This is a genomic window from Maribacter sp. 6B07 (assembly GCF_002700155.1).
Lineage (GTDB): Bacteria > Bacteroidota > Bacteroidia > Flavobacteriales > Flavobacteriaceae > Maribacter > Maribacter dokdonensis.
The window spans coordinates 746366-760620 of the sequence record NZ_PDUT01000004.1 but is presented as its reverse complement, the minus strand read 5'-3'; the positions used below and the strand labels follow the sequence as shown (position 1 = coordinate 760620).

Genomic DNA, 14255 nt, shown 5'->3' with positions numbered 1-14255 from the left:
CTTATTTTAAATTTAACAATACTTTTATATGCTTAATAAAATTATTAGGTACTCTATAACCCATAAATTGGTTATAGGGCTACTCACATTGGCATTAATAATTACAGGAATATATTCCTTAAATCAACTTCCTGTAGATGCTGTGCCAGATATTACCAATAATCAAGTCCAAGTTATTACCAATTCGCCAACCCTTGCCGCACAAGAGGTGGAACGCTTAATAACCTTCCCCATTGAAATTACCATGGCAACCATCCCACAGATTGATGAAATTCGTTCATTTTCTCGGTTCGGTTTGTCGGTTGTCACTATTGTTTTTGAAGAAGATGTTGATGTGTACTGGGCTCGGCAGCAGGTAAGTGAACGTCTTGCAGAAGCACAATCTCAAATACCCGAAGGCATAGGCAAACCGGGTATTGCACCTTTAACAACTGGTCTGGGTGAAATATACCAATATGTTGTCACTACAAAACCGGGTTATGAAGATAAATACGATGCCATTCAATTGCGTACCATCCAAGACTGGGTTATTAAAAGACAACTTTTAGGAACCAAAGGTGTTGCTGATGTAAGTAGTTTTGGTGGCTATTTAAAACAATATGAAATAGCCATTCGTCCAGAACGTTTGAATGCAATGCAGGTTTCTATTTCCGAAATTTTTTATGCCTTGGAAAATAACAATCAAAATACCGGAGGTGCCTACATCGAAAAAAATGATAAAGCGTTATTTATTAGAAGTGAAGGGTTGGTTGGTTCTGTTAACGATATTGAAAATATTCTTATCAAACAAACAGAAAATGGAATCCCTATTCTGGTTAATGATGTTGCGAAAGTGCAAATAGGCTCTGCCATTCGATATGGTGCAACAACTCGTAATGGTGAAGGTGAAGTGGTAAGTGCCATTGTAATGATGTTGAAAGGAGCAAATTCTGCACAAGTCATAACTGATGTTAAAGATAAAATTGAAATTATAAGTAAAACCTTACCAGATGGTGTTGTTATTGAACCTTTTTTAGACAGGACGAAATTGGTGAATAGTGCTATTGGAACGGTGACCACAAACCTTGTTGAAGGTGCACTCATTGTAATTTTCATTTTGTTGCTGTTATTGGGGAATTGGCGCGCGGGATTGATAACGGCATCCGTTATACCATTGGCTTTATTATTTGCCTTTAGTATGATGCACCTTTTTGGTGTTTCGGCAAACCTAATGAGCCTTGGAGCCATAGATTTTGGGTTGATTGTAGATGGCGCTGTTATTATTGTAGAAGCCACTTTGTTCCATTTAGGGACTCTAAAACTTACGAGAAAGCTTACACAGAAAGAAATGGATGAAGAGGTCTACGAATCTGCCAGTAAAATTAGAAATTCGGCAGCTTTTGGAGAAATTATCATTCTTATTGTGTACTTGCCAATTTTAGCATTGGTTGGCACCGAAGGAAAAATGTTCGGCCCCATGGCGCAAACCGTAAGTTTTGCCATTTTGGGTGCTTTTATATTATCCTTGACCTACATTCCTATGGTATCTGCATTGGTGTTAAGTAAAAACACAGTACACAAAAAAAATATTTCTGATAGGATAATGGGTTTCTTATACCGTATTTACCAACCTATCCTAAAGGGGGCGATGCAAATTCGAATTATTGTTCTTGGAATTACTATTACACTTTTTGTTATTGCTTTTATGGTATTCAGGAGTTTGGGTGGTGAGTTTATACCAACCCTCGAAGAAGGCGATTTTGCGGTTGAAACCAGAGTCATGACCGGAAGTTCATTAAACAATACGATAAAGGCAACCACAAAGGCAGAAAAAATATTATTGGATAATTTTCCTGAAGTTTTACAGGTTGTTTCTAAAATTGGTTCGGGTGAAATTCCAACAGACCCCATGCCTGTTGAAGCTGCAGATTTAATGATTATTCTCAAAGACAAATCGGAATGGACATCAGCTTCAAACAGAGAAGCGTTGGCCAATAAAATGGCTGAAGCTTTAGAGGTGATTCCAGGCGTTACTTTCGGTTTTCAGCAACCCATACAAATGCGTTTTAATGAGTTGATGACGGGTGTACGTCAAGATGTAGCTGTTAAAATTTATGGAGAAGATTTAGACCAATTATCCTATTATGCCAACCAAATTGGTAAAATAGCTGGTACAGTAGATGGCGCAGTAGATGTTTACATTGAAGAAGTTACAGGCATACCACAAATAGTAATTGGTTATGACCGAGGGCAACTGGCAAAATATGGTTTGGATATAAAATCTGTGAATAATACCATTCAAGCAGCGTTTGCTGGTGCATCATCTGGGTTGGTTTATGAAGGGGAAAAGCAATTTGATTTGGTTGTACGTTTGGAAGGCGACCAAAGAACTTCTCTTTCCAATGTCCAAAATTTATACATCAATGGCACTAAGGGGCAACAGATACCGTTGCAGCAAGTTGCGAAAGTTTCCATTATAGATGGTCCCTACCAAATACAACGTGATGATACTCGCAGAAGAATCATCACAGCATTTAATGTTCGAAATCGCGATGTTGAAAGTGTTGTAGATGAAATCAGTAAAAAAATCGAGAGTCAGATTAATTTTGCACCTGGTTATAGTGTGAGCTATGGTGGACAATTTGAAAATTTGGTTGAAGCAAGACAACGCTTGTCCATTGCTGTACCAATGGCGTTATTGCTTATTTTCATTTTGTTGTATTTCACTTTTGGTTCTATTAAGCAAGGTGTTCTTATTTTCACTGCTATTCCATCATCTGCTATTGGAGGTGTTTTTGCACTTTGGCTGCGTGGTTTACCATTTAGTATTTCGGCAGGAGTAGGGTTTATTGCCTTGTTTGGGGTAGCCGTATTAAACGGAATTGTTTTAATAGCGGAATTTAATCGTCTTAAAAAGGAAGGCGTTTCAGATATTTTTGAACGTATTTATCAAGGTGCAAAAACACGCTTACGCCCTGTGATAATGACAGCTGCTGTAGCATCTTTAGGGTTTTTGCCCATGGCAATTTCCCAGACTTCTGGAGCTGAAGTGCAACGTCCCTTGGCAACAGTAGTAATTGGGGGTTTAATTACGGCCACTTTTTTAACACTTATCGTATTGCCCATTCTCTATTATTATTCAGAAAAAACAATCAAACTGAAAACTGATAAAACGGTGATTTCACTGCTTTTTATCTTTTTTGCAAGTGTGGTTTCTTTAAATGCGCAAACAACCCAAAATGTGAAAACGTTTGACAATCTTAATGCAGTTATTGAAATGACACTAAAGAACAACCCAAATATTAGAATATCCAAATTGCAAACACAGAAAGAGCAAGCCTTGAAAGGAGCGAGTTATGATATTCCAAAAACGGAGTTTGGTGTTGAATATGGTCAAACCAATAGTATAGCAGACAATGATACGCGTTTTAATATAAGTCAAACCTTTGCATTTCCAACGTTGTATGGGAATCAGAAAAAATTATCAAAAGCCAAAATAACATCGATCGAGCTTAATGAAGAGGTCGTGAAAAACGAATTGATAGCTCAAATAAAATCCGTCTATTATCAATTGTGGTACCTAAAAAATAAGCATAGCTTATTACAGCAACAAGATAGTATTTATGAAAAATTCCAGTATGCAGCAAATCTGCGTTTTAAAACAGGTGAAAGTAATGCCTTAGAACAAGCAACTGCCAATGCAGAAGTAGCAGATATAAAAATTGGTTTAAAAAATAACGTTTCTGAAATCAAAAACTACCAATTACGGTTGCAGAATTTGATGCAATCGGACAGTCTTATCGATATTAATGTTGGAAAATTAGAGATTGTTTCATCCTTGTTTTCAGAAGCATTAAATGATAGTTTATCTGTATCAAATAATCCTTTGGTCGCATTTTATGAATCAAAAGTGGAAGTTGCAGAAAGAGAACGTACAGTACAATCGGCAAGAATGCTACCTGATATTACCTTAGGCTATTTTAATCAATCCTTTATTGGAAATGGAGATACGGAAAATGGTATGCCAATGGTGTTTGATGCAGCAGACCGTTTTACGGGGGTGCAATTGGGGTTAAGTTTTCCTATATTTTTTAAATCGCACACCTCAAAGATTGAAGCTGCTAAAATCCAAAAAATGGAAAGCGAAACACAATTGGAAGCAGTTACAAATTATACTAAATCACAATTAGAAGCAGCCTTGGAAACATTAAAGAAAGATCAAGGTAATTTAAGTTATTATCAACTTAATGCATTACCTCAAGCTGAGTTGTTATTGAAAAGCTCACAGCGAGGATTTCAAGAAGGAGCCATTGAATATATAGAATACATACAAGGAATTAACAGAGCTTTAGCTATACAAAGCAAGTATCTAGATTATATCAATCACTATAATCAAACATTGATAAACATTGAAAAACTGATAGTTAATAATTAAAAAACATGAAAAATATAATATATAAGATAATTCTGTGCAGTTCACTGATATTCACAATTGGATGTAAAGAAAAAACAGGGGTTGTTGAAAAAATCAATAAAGTTAAAAATGAGAATATCGTTGAGCTCACAGAAGCACAATTTGCACAAACTGAAGTTATAGTTGGTAAAGTTGAAAAACGAAAAATAGGTCACGAAATTTCAGTTAACGGTATGATAGACGTACCACCACAAGGGAATATTTCTGTAACTGTCCCTTATGGTGGGTTTTTAAAATATACTGAAATGCTTCCAGGAAGTAGAGTAAAAAAAGGACAAGTAATTGCGACCGTGGAAAACCCAGAATTCATTGATTTTCAAAGAAATTATTTAGAAGCATTAGCAAATGATGAATATTTCAAAGCGGATTTTGAACGCCAACAAACATTGAACGATGCCGAGGTGACATCCAACAAAATTTTTCAAAGAGCTAAGAGCAATTATATGACTAATAAGGCCAATGTTCAAGCTTTAGAAAGTAAGTTACGGTTAATAGGGATAAGCCCATCGAGCGTAAAAGAAGGTAAGATTTCTTCAGTTATCAATGTATATTCTCCAATTAATGGTATTGTTCGAGATGTGTATATCAATACCGGAAAATATTTCAATCCACAAGATGTTTTGATGGATGTTACTGACGCATCTGATTTGCATGTAGAACTCAAAGTTTATGAAGATGATATACCGCTTATTAGAATTGGACAACGTATTCGGTTTAGATTGGCAAATACACCTAATGAATGGATGGAAGCCAAAGTGTTTCTAATAGGTAATAATGTACGTGATGATAGATCAATTACAATCCATGGTCATTTACAAGAAGTGAATGAGAACTTATTACCTGGCATGTTTATCAATGCAAATATTGAAGTGGAAGCTTTAGAGCAAAATACTGTTCCGGAAGAAGCCATTGTCAGGTACAACGGCAATCATTATATTTTTAAATCTTTAAGTAATCGAAAAGAAGGTGAACAATTAATGAATGATTTTGAGATGATTGAAATTAACAAAGGCAATGAAGAAGACGGTTTTGTAGCAATCACAATGGGGGATACAACCAAAGACATTTCCAAAATGAACATTGTATTAAATGATGCTTTTACTCTTTTGGCAAAGGCAAAAAATGGAGAAGAAGAAGGTGGGCATGGACACTAATTATTTAATATGAAAACAATTATAAAACTATTAGAGTCAAAAGATATACGGGTAACGGCAATGCGTATATTAATTTATAAGTTCCTTGTAAATAAGGATGTTGCTGTAACGTTGAGTGATATGGAGTCTGCTTTTGTTAAGGCAGACCGGACAACTTTATATAGAACTCTAAAAAAATTCGAAGAAAATGGAATTGTTCATCAAATTGATGATGGTACTGGTATTACTAAATATGCTATTTGTGTAGTAGGCTGTAACTGTGATGTTGAAAAAGATTTACACTTACATTTTCACTGTAATGTTTGTAATAATACAATTTGTCTAACTGAACATAAAATACCACACATTAATTTACCAAGTGGTTTTAATGCGGAGAATGTAAATTTAGTTGTAAAAGGAATTTGCGATAAATGTAGTGGACAGTAATGTAATTTCTGGGCATATTTTAATTAATAATATTATGAAATTTAATTATAAGATAACAAGGCATTTAAAAATAGCTTATGATAAAGAAATTAGTTTATATAAAGAATTTCTAGGTAATAAAGATTATGCAAATGCATGGCATCATTTAGAAAGAAGTCATATAATAGGTCAATCTTATCCAATAGAACATACCTATTCACATTGGTTAATGCTAAAGTTTGGATTAAAGCAAAGTAACAGTAAGGAAGTATTTGGTCAAATAATTAGATTATTTGTTGGTGGTTGGAAATCATTTATTGATCATGTGCCGCTTGGCAATACAGGAGGTGCCAATGTTCCACCATTAAAACGAATGAATATTCCCGAGGATATAAACAAGCTATTTCAGACAAAATGAAAAATAAGGATGCATGAAAAAAATAACTACGGAAACAACAGGGGAACATAATCACGAGAATTCTGATAATCATGATCACGAACATGACGGAATTTTAGGAAAGAACACTGAACTTTATTTTGCCATTTTAAGTGGAGTAACTTTAATAACTGGATTTCTAATAGAAAAGTTTTCTGAGCTTTCGGAGAGTGTTCCATTCGTACTCTATATTTTATCTTACATTTTTGGAGGATATTTTACCTTAAAAGAGGCCATTACTAAAATTGCCAAGGGCGAATTTGAAATTGATTTCCTTATGCTTGTCGCAGCCGCAGGAGCTGCCTATTTAGGTGAATGGGCAGAAGGTGCCCTGTTGCTGTTCCTTTTTAGTCTGGGTCACGCTTTGGAAAACTATGCTATGGGAAGGGCAAAAAAATCCATTGCGGCATTGACTGACCTGGCGCCTAAAACAGCATTGTTAAAGAAAGCTGGCGACACTGTTGAAGTGGGTATTGAGGAGCTAAAGGTTGGTGATATTATCGTGGTACGGCCCAATAGCAAAATATCTGCCGATGGTGTTATTGTAAAAGGAAATAGTAGTGTAGACCAGTCACCAATTACAGGAGAAAGTGTTCCAGTAGATAAGTTACCCATTGAATATCCTGAGAAGGAGTACACCTCAAAAAGTGATATACCTGATGAAAACCGTGTGTTTTCAGGAACTATCAATGGTAATAATACGCTTGAATTAAAAGTAATTAAAGAAGCTAAAGACTCTACATTAAATCGTTTGGTTACAATGGTTCAAGAGGCTCAGGATCAAAAATCGCCCACACAATTATTGACTGATAAATTTGAGAGGTATTATGTGCCGGCAGTAATCATACTGGTAATAGCGCTCAACTTTGCTTTTTTGCTTATTGACGAAACTTGGAGTGAAAGTCTTTACCGTTCATTAGCAGTATTAGTAGCGGCAAGCCCTTGTGCTCTTGCAATTTCTACCCCTTCTGCTGTATTAAGTGGAGTAGCCAGAGCCGCGCGTGGCGGAGTTTTGATAAAGGGTGGCAGGCCATTGGAAGATTTAGGAGAACTTACCGCTTTAGCCTTTGATAAAACTGGAACCCTAACGGAAGGAAAACCAAAACTTACCGATATTGAAAGTTTTGGAAATATTGGACATAAAGAGTTGTTAGAAATAGCTGTTGCCGTAGAGGAATTGAGTGATCATCCTTTGGCGAAGGCTGTTGTAAGGGATGGATCGAAAAAGCTTGGTAAAGACATTAAGATACCGGATGCAGATGATTTGGAAGCCGTTCAAGGAAAGGGTATAAAAGCTAACTATCAAGGAAATACTATTTACATAGGCAATTTAGAACTTTTTGAAGATATTCATAATGGTGTTCCAAGCGAAGTTTCGGAAAAGGTAAGAAGACTTGAAGGGGAAGGAAAGACCACTATGCTAATAAAAAGAGATGATGAATTTATAGGTATGCTTGGGCTAATGGACACGCCTCGAGAAAAAGCCAAGGAAACCCTTGCTCAGTTAAAGGAAATTGGTATTAAAAAAATGATAATGCTAACCGGTGATAGTCAGAAAGTGGCAGATGCCGTAGCTAGGGAAATTGGGTTAACAGAAGCGCTTGGAAGTCTACTTCCAGAAGAAAAAGTAGAGGCCATCAGAAAACTTGCACAGCAAGAAAATAAACTCGCAATGATTGGTGACGGCGTTAATGATGCTCCAGCCATGGCTAACAGTACTGTTGGTATTGCCATGGGTGCAGCAGGTAGTGATGTAGCTTTAGAAACGGCAGATATTGCCTTAATGGCAGATAAGTTAGAAACACTTCCTTTTGCAATAGGTTTGAGTAGAAAAGCAAAGTCGGTTATTAAGCAAAATTTATGGGTTAGTTTGGGGGTGGTAGCACTGTTAATCCCTGCAACTATAATGAGTTGGGCTAATATTGGCATTGCCGTGGCTATCCATGAGGGCTCTACGCTAATTGTAGTTATCAATGCGTTAAGGTTATTGGGCTACCAAAATAGATAATATGTTAAGCTCTCAGGATACATCTAATTGTCGTCAATAACTGCATTTGTATTCTGAAATTATAAATAAAGAATATAATAGAATTATTTGTATAATTTAAAAAGGAACTTTGTTATTTGGCTTTCCTGCTGTACATTCCAATTTCCATATAGCTTCATATGTGAAATTTTAGGAGTTTTATCAGAATGAGGTATCGTATTATATTATCTCCTTGTGTATAATCCACAATAACTTTTGAGGGGTCATACAAGTTATATTTATCATATTCAATTATATAGCAATGGACAAAAAAGAAAAGCGAGAAATTGTTAGACTAATATTTATCATATTTTCTTTGAAAATTGAATCTTATTTTGCGCATTAATAGCAGTCTGGGATTTGATGGTTAGTAAAATGGCATAAACGATGTGGACTTCAATATTTATAGGTATTTACGTAGTTGTGGCATTTTCTATTGTGCTGTCAATTTTACTTTACGGGGCAAAACCAACAAAAAGTTTGGCGTGGCTGCTTGCAATATTTGCTATACCCATTGGTGGAATTTTCCTTTACCTCTTGTTGGGCAGAAACAGAAGAAGATATAAACTTATTGAACTGGAAAAAGACCTTTTTAACAAACAACCTAAACCTAGTCATCAGCATGTGAATGAATTCAATGGTAGGTATAAAAAATTGATGGCGCTAAATTATAGGAATTCACATTTTCCACCTACTACGGGTAATGACCTAACTATTTTAAAAGACGGTAAAACAACCTTTGAGACTATTTTTCATGCTTTGGAATGCGCCACCAAACGAATTCATATTCAATATTACATATTTGAAGAAGGTGATCTAGCATCTAGGTTGTTAGAATTGTTCGAGAAAAAAATAGCTGAAGGTGTTGTAATAAGGTTAATATATGATGGCATTGGTAGTTTCTCATTGAGAAAGAAATATCTAAAAGAATTAATTAAAATAGGGGTAGAAGTTTATTCTTTTCTACCTTTTAAGTTCGGTAGATATTTTTATTCCCTAAACTTTAGAAACCACAGAAAAATTATAGTAATCGATGGTGAAATTGCATTTACAGGAGGAATAAATATATCTGATAAATACCTTAAAGGGCAGGTTGGTTTGGGTAAGTGGCATGATATGCATTTAAAACTTATTGGTGCTGCTGCAACGCAATTGGACCAAGTATTTATGACAGATTGGTATTTGGTCAGTACACAATTGTTAGAGTCTATACCAATAAAGCAGAACGATTCTATTGAGTTTATAACTAATGAATTGGTACAAATTGTTGCCGGTGGTCCAGATGATGATTTTCCGGCATTGGAGCAAACCTATTTTACCATTATTAATATGGCTAAAGAATATGTGTATATTACCAACCCCTATATAATACCGGGTCAGGCATTGATACGAGCTTTACAGACTGCGGCTTTAAGTGGGGTAGATGTTAGGTTACTGGTATCTGAGAATGCAGACAATAAAGTAGTAAGTTGGTCTGTACATTCTTATTTTGAACTTTTCTTGAAAGCTGGTATAAAAATCTATCTATTTCCAGATGGTTTTTTACATAGTAAAATAATGGTAAGTGATGATGCGGTTTCATCTATTGGAACGGCAAATTTAGATGACCGTAGTTTTGAACAGAATTATGAGGTCAATGCTATTATGTACCACAAACATATCGCCGAACTTTTAAAAGAGGATTTTTTACAAGATTGTAGTATCAGTAATGAATTGATTTACGAAGAATACATAAAAAGAAAGTGGACCAAGAAATTACAGGAAGGGATAGGCAGGGTACTTAGTCCGTTGTTCTAATATATTAGTATTTATTCTATTTGGGAAGTAAAGACCAAATCCTGGTCTTCCATAGCTATGATAACCATGTTTACATAGTCTTTTATTGCCTTTTCAATATTATCGGGTTCTGTTATTTCAATAATGCCACGCCAAATCATGGCTCTTTCCTTTCCTTCGCAGATACAATATAAGGTAGTCTCTGCATGGTAAACAGTAAATTTTTCATAGTAGTTGTCATCGTAATAAATACCTTGGTGTTCTAAGTAATCGTCATTGAATCTAGATTGGTGGTCATCCCATCTGGAAATAGATTTTACAAAGCTTTCACGATTTTCAGAGCCTGTAATTTTGGTTAATAGAATAGCATCAAAATCCTTATCTAGTAAGCTCTGTTCTACATTGTCCAATTCGGTTTCGGTTTTACGAGAATCTGTAAGTGATAAGTCGAAAATATCAATACTTCGCCATGCCTCAACCCCTCTTTCAGAAAATTCATGCTGTAGTTTGGTTTCAAAGCTTTCCCTGTTATTTTTATCTTGTGCCATGCCAACTATAAGTACTTTATTGGCGTTGAAAAGTACAATATCCGGATTTTTCCAATTTTCAACTAAACTGATAGATGAGCAGCCCATCAACATTAAAGAGAACAAAACCATAAACTTTTTCATGACACAGTATGTTTTATTTCTGTCGAAGGTACTTTATATCCAAGGTTGTAAAAATGACCATTGTCAGTTCTATTTTATAGTACAGCAGCTTATAAGACTGTTTTATAGAAATAGGTTAATACTTTCTTCTAGTTTTGGAATATGGCAGTTCCATCGTTGGCATTTCTAAATCTTACAACAAATATTTTTGAATAAAAAACCGCCAATGAAAAGAATTCTTTGACGGTTTAATTTTAGACATCAACCAACTAAAAATGTCTAAAATATTCTTACTTCTTGTTAACTGTAAATATCAAATAAACTTACTAGTGTAATGCTAAAATGGGTACATCACTATCGTAACCAATTTCTTTGATCAATGGTTTAGAAAAGACATTGCCAAAAAAGAAATGTTTACGGTTAATGAAAGAGACCATATCACTTTCTCTACTTTCAACAAAAAGCTGTATACCCTTCCCCAAATTTTTCTCCTTTAAAGTATGAAATTGATGTTTGGTCTCACTTAAAATAGATGATAATAATTGCTTATTACTTAATTGGGTTTCTGTAAGTTCTTTATTGTTTTCTAAATACAATACGGCAATTTCGGCATTGTGCATATTAGCCAATTCTATAAGGTATCTAAATTCTGATCTTTTATAGACATCTTTAAAATCTGTTGGAAAAACTATCTCTTTAGGCGACATGAACGATACATGTTCTGGTATGGCCAGTATTGGACATTCTCTAATTTTCTCCATGGCTATAACGGTATTACTGCCAAATAGGACACCTTTAGAGCCTGTAGCCCCTTTAGTCCCCATTGCGACCAAATCAATATCTTTCTCTTTTATATTTTGCTTAATGGCTTCTGAAAGAAAATTGGCTGTAGATTCTGTAAAATAATTGTGTTTAAAGTTCTCTTCATGTAAGCTAAGGGTGTTGATCAGTTTATCAAGTTTCTTTTCTGATTCCTGTTTTGCTAATAAATATTCTGCACTTCCTTCTTCAGGTATATTTAGACTATTGGTCGTATATTTTTCAAAACTGAACACGTTTAGAAAATAAAAGTCACAATTAAGTTTTGCATACAGATCAATGGTGTACCTAATGGCATTAAGGGCATTTTTAGAAAAATCCGTAGGTATTAAAATACGCTTGTTCATTATGGAATGATTTAGATGGTTCAATAAATATATGCGCTAACCATTTGATTCACTATGACATATATCAGTCCTGTACAGGTAGTATTAAAAACGGAACTGTAGCATAGATACTTAAATCCATTATTACAGGTTCATGTAAAAAACGTTGAAAAAACCTTCTACGGTGATAAGACATTGCCAGCATATTTATTTCTCTTTCAACTATAAAATCTTGAATAACATTGGCTTTGTCTGCGTAGTTCCAGATTTCATCATAACTATGTGGTATGTGAAGCAAACATTTATCCAGTAATTTCTGATTGGAAATTTGCTTTGAAGACATTATTTCTTCTTCATTGATATGAAGAACCGCTACCGAGGCGTCTGTAATGGCTGCAATGTTCAATAACATAGATAGCGTGCTTTTGGTACACCCTTTTTTATAATCGGTCACAAAGGCAATTTCTTTTATAGGTTTAAATGAAATTTCTTTGGGTATTGCCAAGATTGGGCACTGTGTAATGGTATTTGCGATCTGTATGGTATTACTGCCCATAAACAGTTCCTTGGCTCCTGTTTTTCCTTTATTGCCTAAAACAATGAGGTCAATTTTGTAATCCACCAATGTTTTTGAAATTAAAGTAGACAGACTTCCTTTGCTTGAAATGGTTTTGAATAAATGCTTGTCGTTAGCTGTGTCCAAAATAATTTTATGAACGGTTTTAGTCAGATTTTCATTTGAGCTGGCTTCAAGCTTTTTTAAAACTTTCTGACCTGTAAATAATGCATTTTTGGCACTGACCACAATGTCATCATATGCATTGACCAGGTAGAAAGTACATTGGTTTTCGGCAAAAATCTGTGTTGCATAAAAAAGGGCATTATACGCTTCATTGGAGAAATCCGTTGCAACAAGTATATTTTTAATTTTCATAGCTTTTATTGTGGAATTACCAAGAATGGAACGGTTACATGAAAGCCTATTTTCTTAATGACAGGCTCAATGAACAAACGCTCAAAAAAGGTGTGTTTGTTCTGTATCATTACCAATAAATTTATTTTTTGTTTAATCTGAAATTCATTGATGGCAGCTATAACTTCATTACAGGGTACTTCATGAAAAAAGCCACTTTCGGATAACACTTTGGCAAGTTGTTCTTTATTTTTTTGTTGTGTGGTATTTAATTCATCGCCTGTGTAAACATGAATTACATTTACTTGAGAAACGTGCGATTTGGTAATTTTCAGTAGTTGTGCCAAACTGTTCTTGTCTAGCCATACCTCAAAATCATTTGGAAATAGTATCTGTTCTGGAGCTTCATATTTAAAGCCCGAAGGGATGACCAAAACTGGGCATTTTGCATTTTTAATGACATGTACGGTGTTGGTGCCCAATAATATTTCCTTGGCCCCAGAAGCACCTTGCGTACCCATGACAATGACATCTATTTTTTCTGCCTCTACGGTTCTAGTGATTTCGCTAGAAAGTACATTTAGAGCAGAATGGGTGATAAAAGTGTGAAGGGGATTATTAAATTCCTTTTCTAGTGTATTTTTTAGTGCTTCAAGATTATCTTGCGAGTTTTGTTGCACAATATCTCCAAGACCAATTTGCGCCGGACTCCCCATTAAATATTCTGTATGATATACCGGCGGCATGTAACTGTTCAATAGAAAAAATGTGCATTTAAGATCTTTGTATAGTGTTAGGGCATACCGTATAGCGGTCAATGCGTTTTCAGAAAAATCTGTAGGTAGTAAAATACGTGTCATAATACTATAATTTAATAGAATAAAGTTACCTTCATTAGGTAGATTATAGTATGATATTCGTCAGTATTGAAAAGTATTTAATTGGTTATTATATAGTATAAAAGTAGTGTGTAATGAGAAAGCTTTTTAAAAAGACCATAGCCTCGGAAAATCCCACATTGGTGTACTTTTTTGCATCTTGGTGTGTACCCTGTAAACTTATGAGGCCAACAGTGGAGAAAATAGTAGAAGAAGGGGCAACAGCGATCAATAGTCTTGAAATAGACGTAGAGCTAGAAAAGGCAATCGTAAAAAAATATAAAATTAAGGGTGTACCTACCTTGGTGTTGTTCAAGAACGGTTTACCCATGTGGAGGCATACAGGTGTTATGCCCATTGAGGATATTAGATTGGCAATAAATGAACATCGTTAAAGTACTTTTGCTATAAAACCTTCT

At 35.0% G+C, this 14255-nt stretch carries 11 protein-coding genes; 7 read left to right on the top strand and 4 right to left on the bottom strand.

Translation table 11 applies throughout. The features are described 5' to 3' along the window. The first annotated feature begins 28 nt into the window (after window positions 1-28). The 6 genes from CSC80_RS17620 to cls all read left to right on the top strand — a co-directional run bounded on the left by CSC80_RS17620 (window position 29) and on the right by cls (window position 10271). Window positions 29-4414 (top strand): CusA/CzcA family heavy metal efflux RND transporter, encoded by a 4386-nt coding sequence (locus CSC80_RS17620; RefSeq protein ID WP_099193252.1) that lies wholly within the window; start codon window positions 29-31, stop codon window positions 4412-4414. Window positions 4415-4419: 5 nt separating this feature from the next. Beyond that, a complete protein-coding gene (locus CSC80_RS17615; protein ID WP_099193251.1) occupies window positions 4420-5607 on the top strand; it encodes an efflux RND transporter periplasmic adaptor subunit in 1188 nt (395 codons plus the stop codon). Window positions 5608-5616: 9 nt separating this feature from the next. Further along, the gene (locus CSC80_RS17610; RefSeq protein ID WP_058105528.1) at window positions 5617-6033 is read left to right on the top strand and encodes a transcriptional repressor; all 417 of its coding nucleotides are present in this window, start codon (window positions 5617-5619) and stop codon (window positions 6031-6033) included. A 34-nt stretch (window positions 6034-6067) separates the two neighbouring features. After that, on the top strand, window positions 6068-6430 hold the full coding sequence (locus tag CSC80_RS17605; protein WP_099193405.1) for a DUF3703 domain-containing protein: 363 nt from the start codon (window positions 6068-6070) through the stop codon (window positions 6428-6430). A gap of 13 nt (window positions 6431-6443) precedes the next feature. Further along, entirely contained in the window at window positions 6444-8456 is a 2013-nt protein-coding gene (locus CSC80_RS17600; RefSeq protein ID WP_099193250.1) for a heavy metal translocating P-type ATPase, read from the top strand. Window positions 8457-8861: 405 nt separating this feature from the next. Further along, complete coding sequence (cls, locus tag CSC80_RS17595; protein WP_099193249.1) at window positions 8862-10271, top strand: cardiolipin synthase; 1410 nt, start codon at window positions 8862-8864, stop codon at window positions 10269-10271. Between the two features lie 11 nt (window positions 10272-10282). On the opposite strand, the gene CSC80_RS17590 is transcribed toward cls, so the two are convergent. From CSC80_RS17590 to CSC80_RS17575, 4 genes are all read right to left on the bottom strand, one after another. Continuing rightward, window positions 10283-10921 (bottom strand): hypothetical protein, encoded by a 639-nt coding sequence (locus CSC80_RS17590; protein ID WP_099193248.1) that lies wholly within the window; start codon window positions 10919-10921, stop codon window positions 10283-10285. A gap of 305 nt (window positions 10922-11226) precedes the next feature. Continuing rightward, window positions 11227-12066: a universal stress protein gene (locus CSC80_RS17585; protein WP_099193247.1), complete on the bottom strand. Its 840-nt coding sequence runs from the start codon at window positions 12064-12066 to the stop codon at window positions 11227-11229. A gap of 64 nt (window positions 12067-12130) precedes the next feature. Then, window positions 12131-12979, bottom strand: coding sequence for a universal stress protein (locus tag CSC80_RS17580; RefSeq protein ID WP_099193246.1), 849 nt, complete (start codon window positions 12977-12979; stop codon window positions 12131-12133). A 5-nt stretch (window positions 12980-12984) separates the two neighbouring features. Further along, window positions 12985-13818 carry a universal stress protein gene (locus tag CSC80_RS17575; RefSeq protein ID WP_099193245.1) on the bottom strand — a complete coding sequence of 278 codons (834 nt, stop codon included), beginning with the start codon at window positions 13816-13818 and terminating at the stop codon, window positions 12985-12987. A gap of 113 nt (window positions 13819-13931) precedes the next feature. Here CSC80_RS17575 and CSC80_RS17570 point away from each other — a divergent pair, with 113 nt between their 5' ends. Next, window positions 13932-14231 carry a thioredoxin family protein gene (locus CSC80_RS17570; RefSeq protein ID WP_091603035.1) on the top strand — a complete coding sequence of 100 codons (300 nt, stop codon included), beginning with the start codon at window positions 13932-13934 and terminating at the stop codon, window positions 14229-14231. Window positions 14232-14255: the final 24 nt, after the last annotated feature.

Bases quoted from the DNA above. Each gene is read 5' to 3' on its own strand.
- cls (WP_099193249.1), top strand. From the start codon at position 8,862: ATGTGGACTTCAATATTTATAGGTATTTACGTAGTTGTGGCATTTTCT.
- CSC80_RS17590 (WP_099193248.1), bottom strand. From the start codon at position 10,921: ATGAAAAAGTTTATGGTTTTGTTCTCTTTAATGTTGATGGGCTGCTCA.
- CSC80_RS17610 (WP_058105528.1), top strand. From the start codon at position 5,617: ATGAAAACAATTATAAAACTATTAGAGTCAAAAGATATACGGGTAACG.
- CSC80_RS17615 (WP_099193251.1), top strand. From the start codon at position 4,420: ATGAAAAATATAATATATAAGATAATTCTGTGCAGTTCACTGATATTC.
- CSC80_RS17575 (WP_099193245.1), bottom strand. From the start codon at position 13,818: ATGACACGTATTTTACTACCTACAGATTTTTCTGAAAACGCATTGACC.
- CSC80_RS17585 (WP_099193247.1), bottom strand. From the start codon at position 12,066: ATGAACAAGCGTATTTTAATACCTACGGATTTTTCTAAAAATGCCCTT.
- CSC80_RS17605 (WP_099193405.1), top strand. From the start codon at position 6,068: ATGAAATTTAATTATAAGATAACAAGGCATTTAAAAATAGCTTATGAT.
- CSC80_RS17570 (WP_091603035.1), top strand. From the start codon at position 13,932: ATGAGAAAGCTTTTTAAAAAGACCATAGCCTCGGAAAATCCCACATTG.
- CSC80_RS17580 (WP_099193246.1), bottom strand. From the start codon at position 12,979: ATGAAAATTAAAAATATACTTGTTGCAACGGATTTCTCCAATGAAGCG.
- CSC80_RS17620 (WP_099193252.1), top strand. From the start codon at position 29: ATGCTTAATAAAATTATTAGGTACTCTATAACCCATAAATTGGTTATA.
- CSC80_RS17600 (WP_099193250.1), top strand. From the start codon at position 6,444: ATGAAAAAAATAACTACGGAAACAACAGGGGAACATAATCACGAGAAT.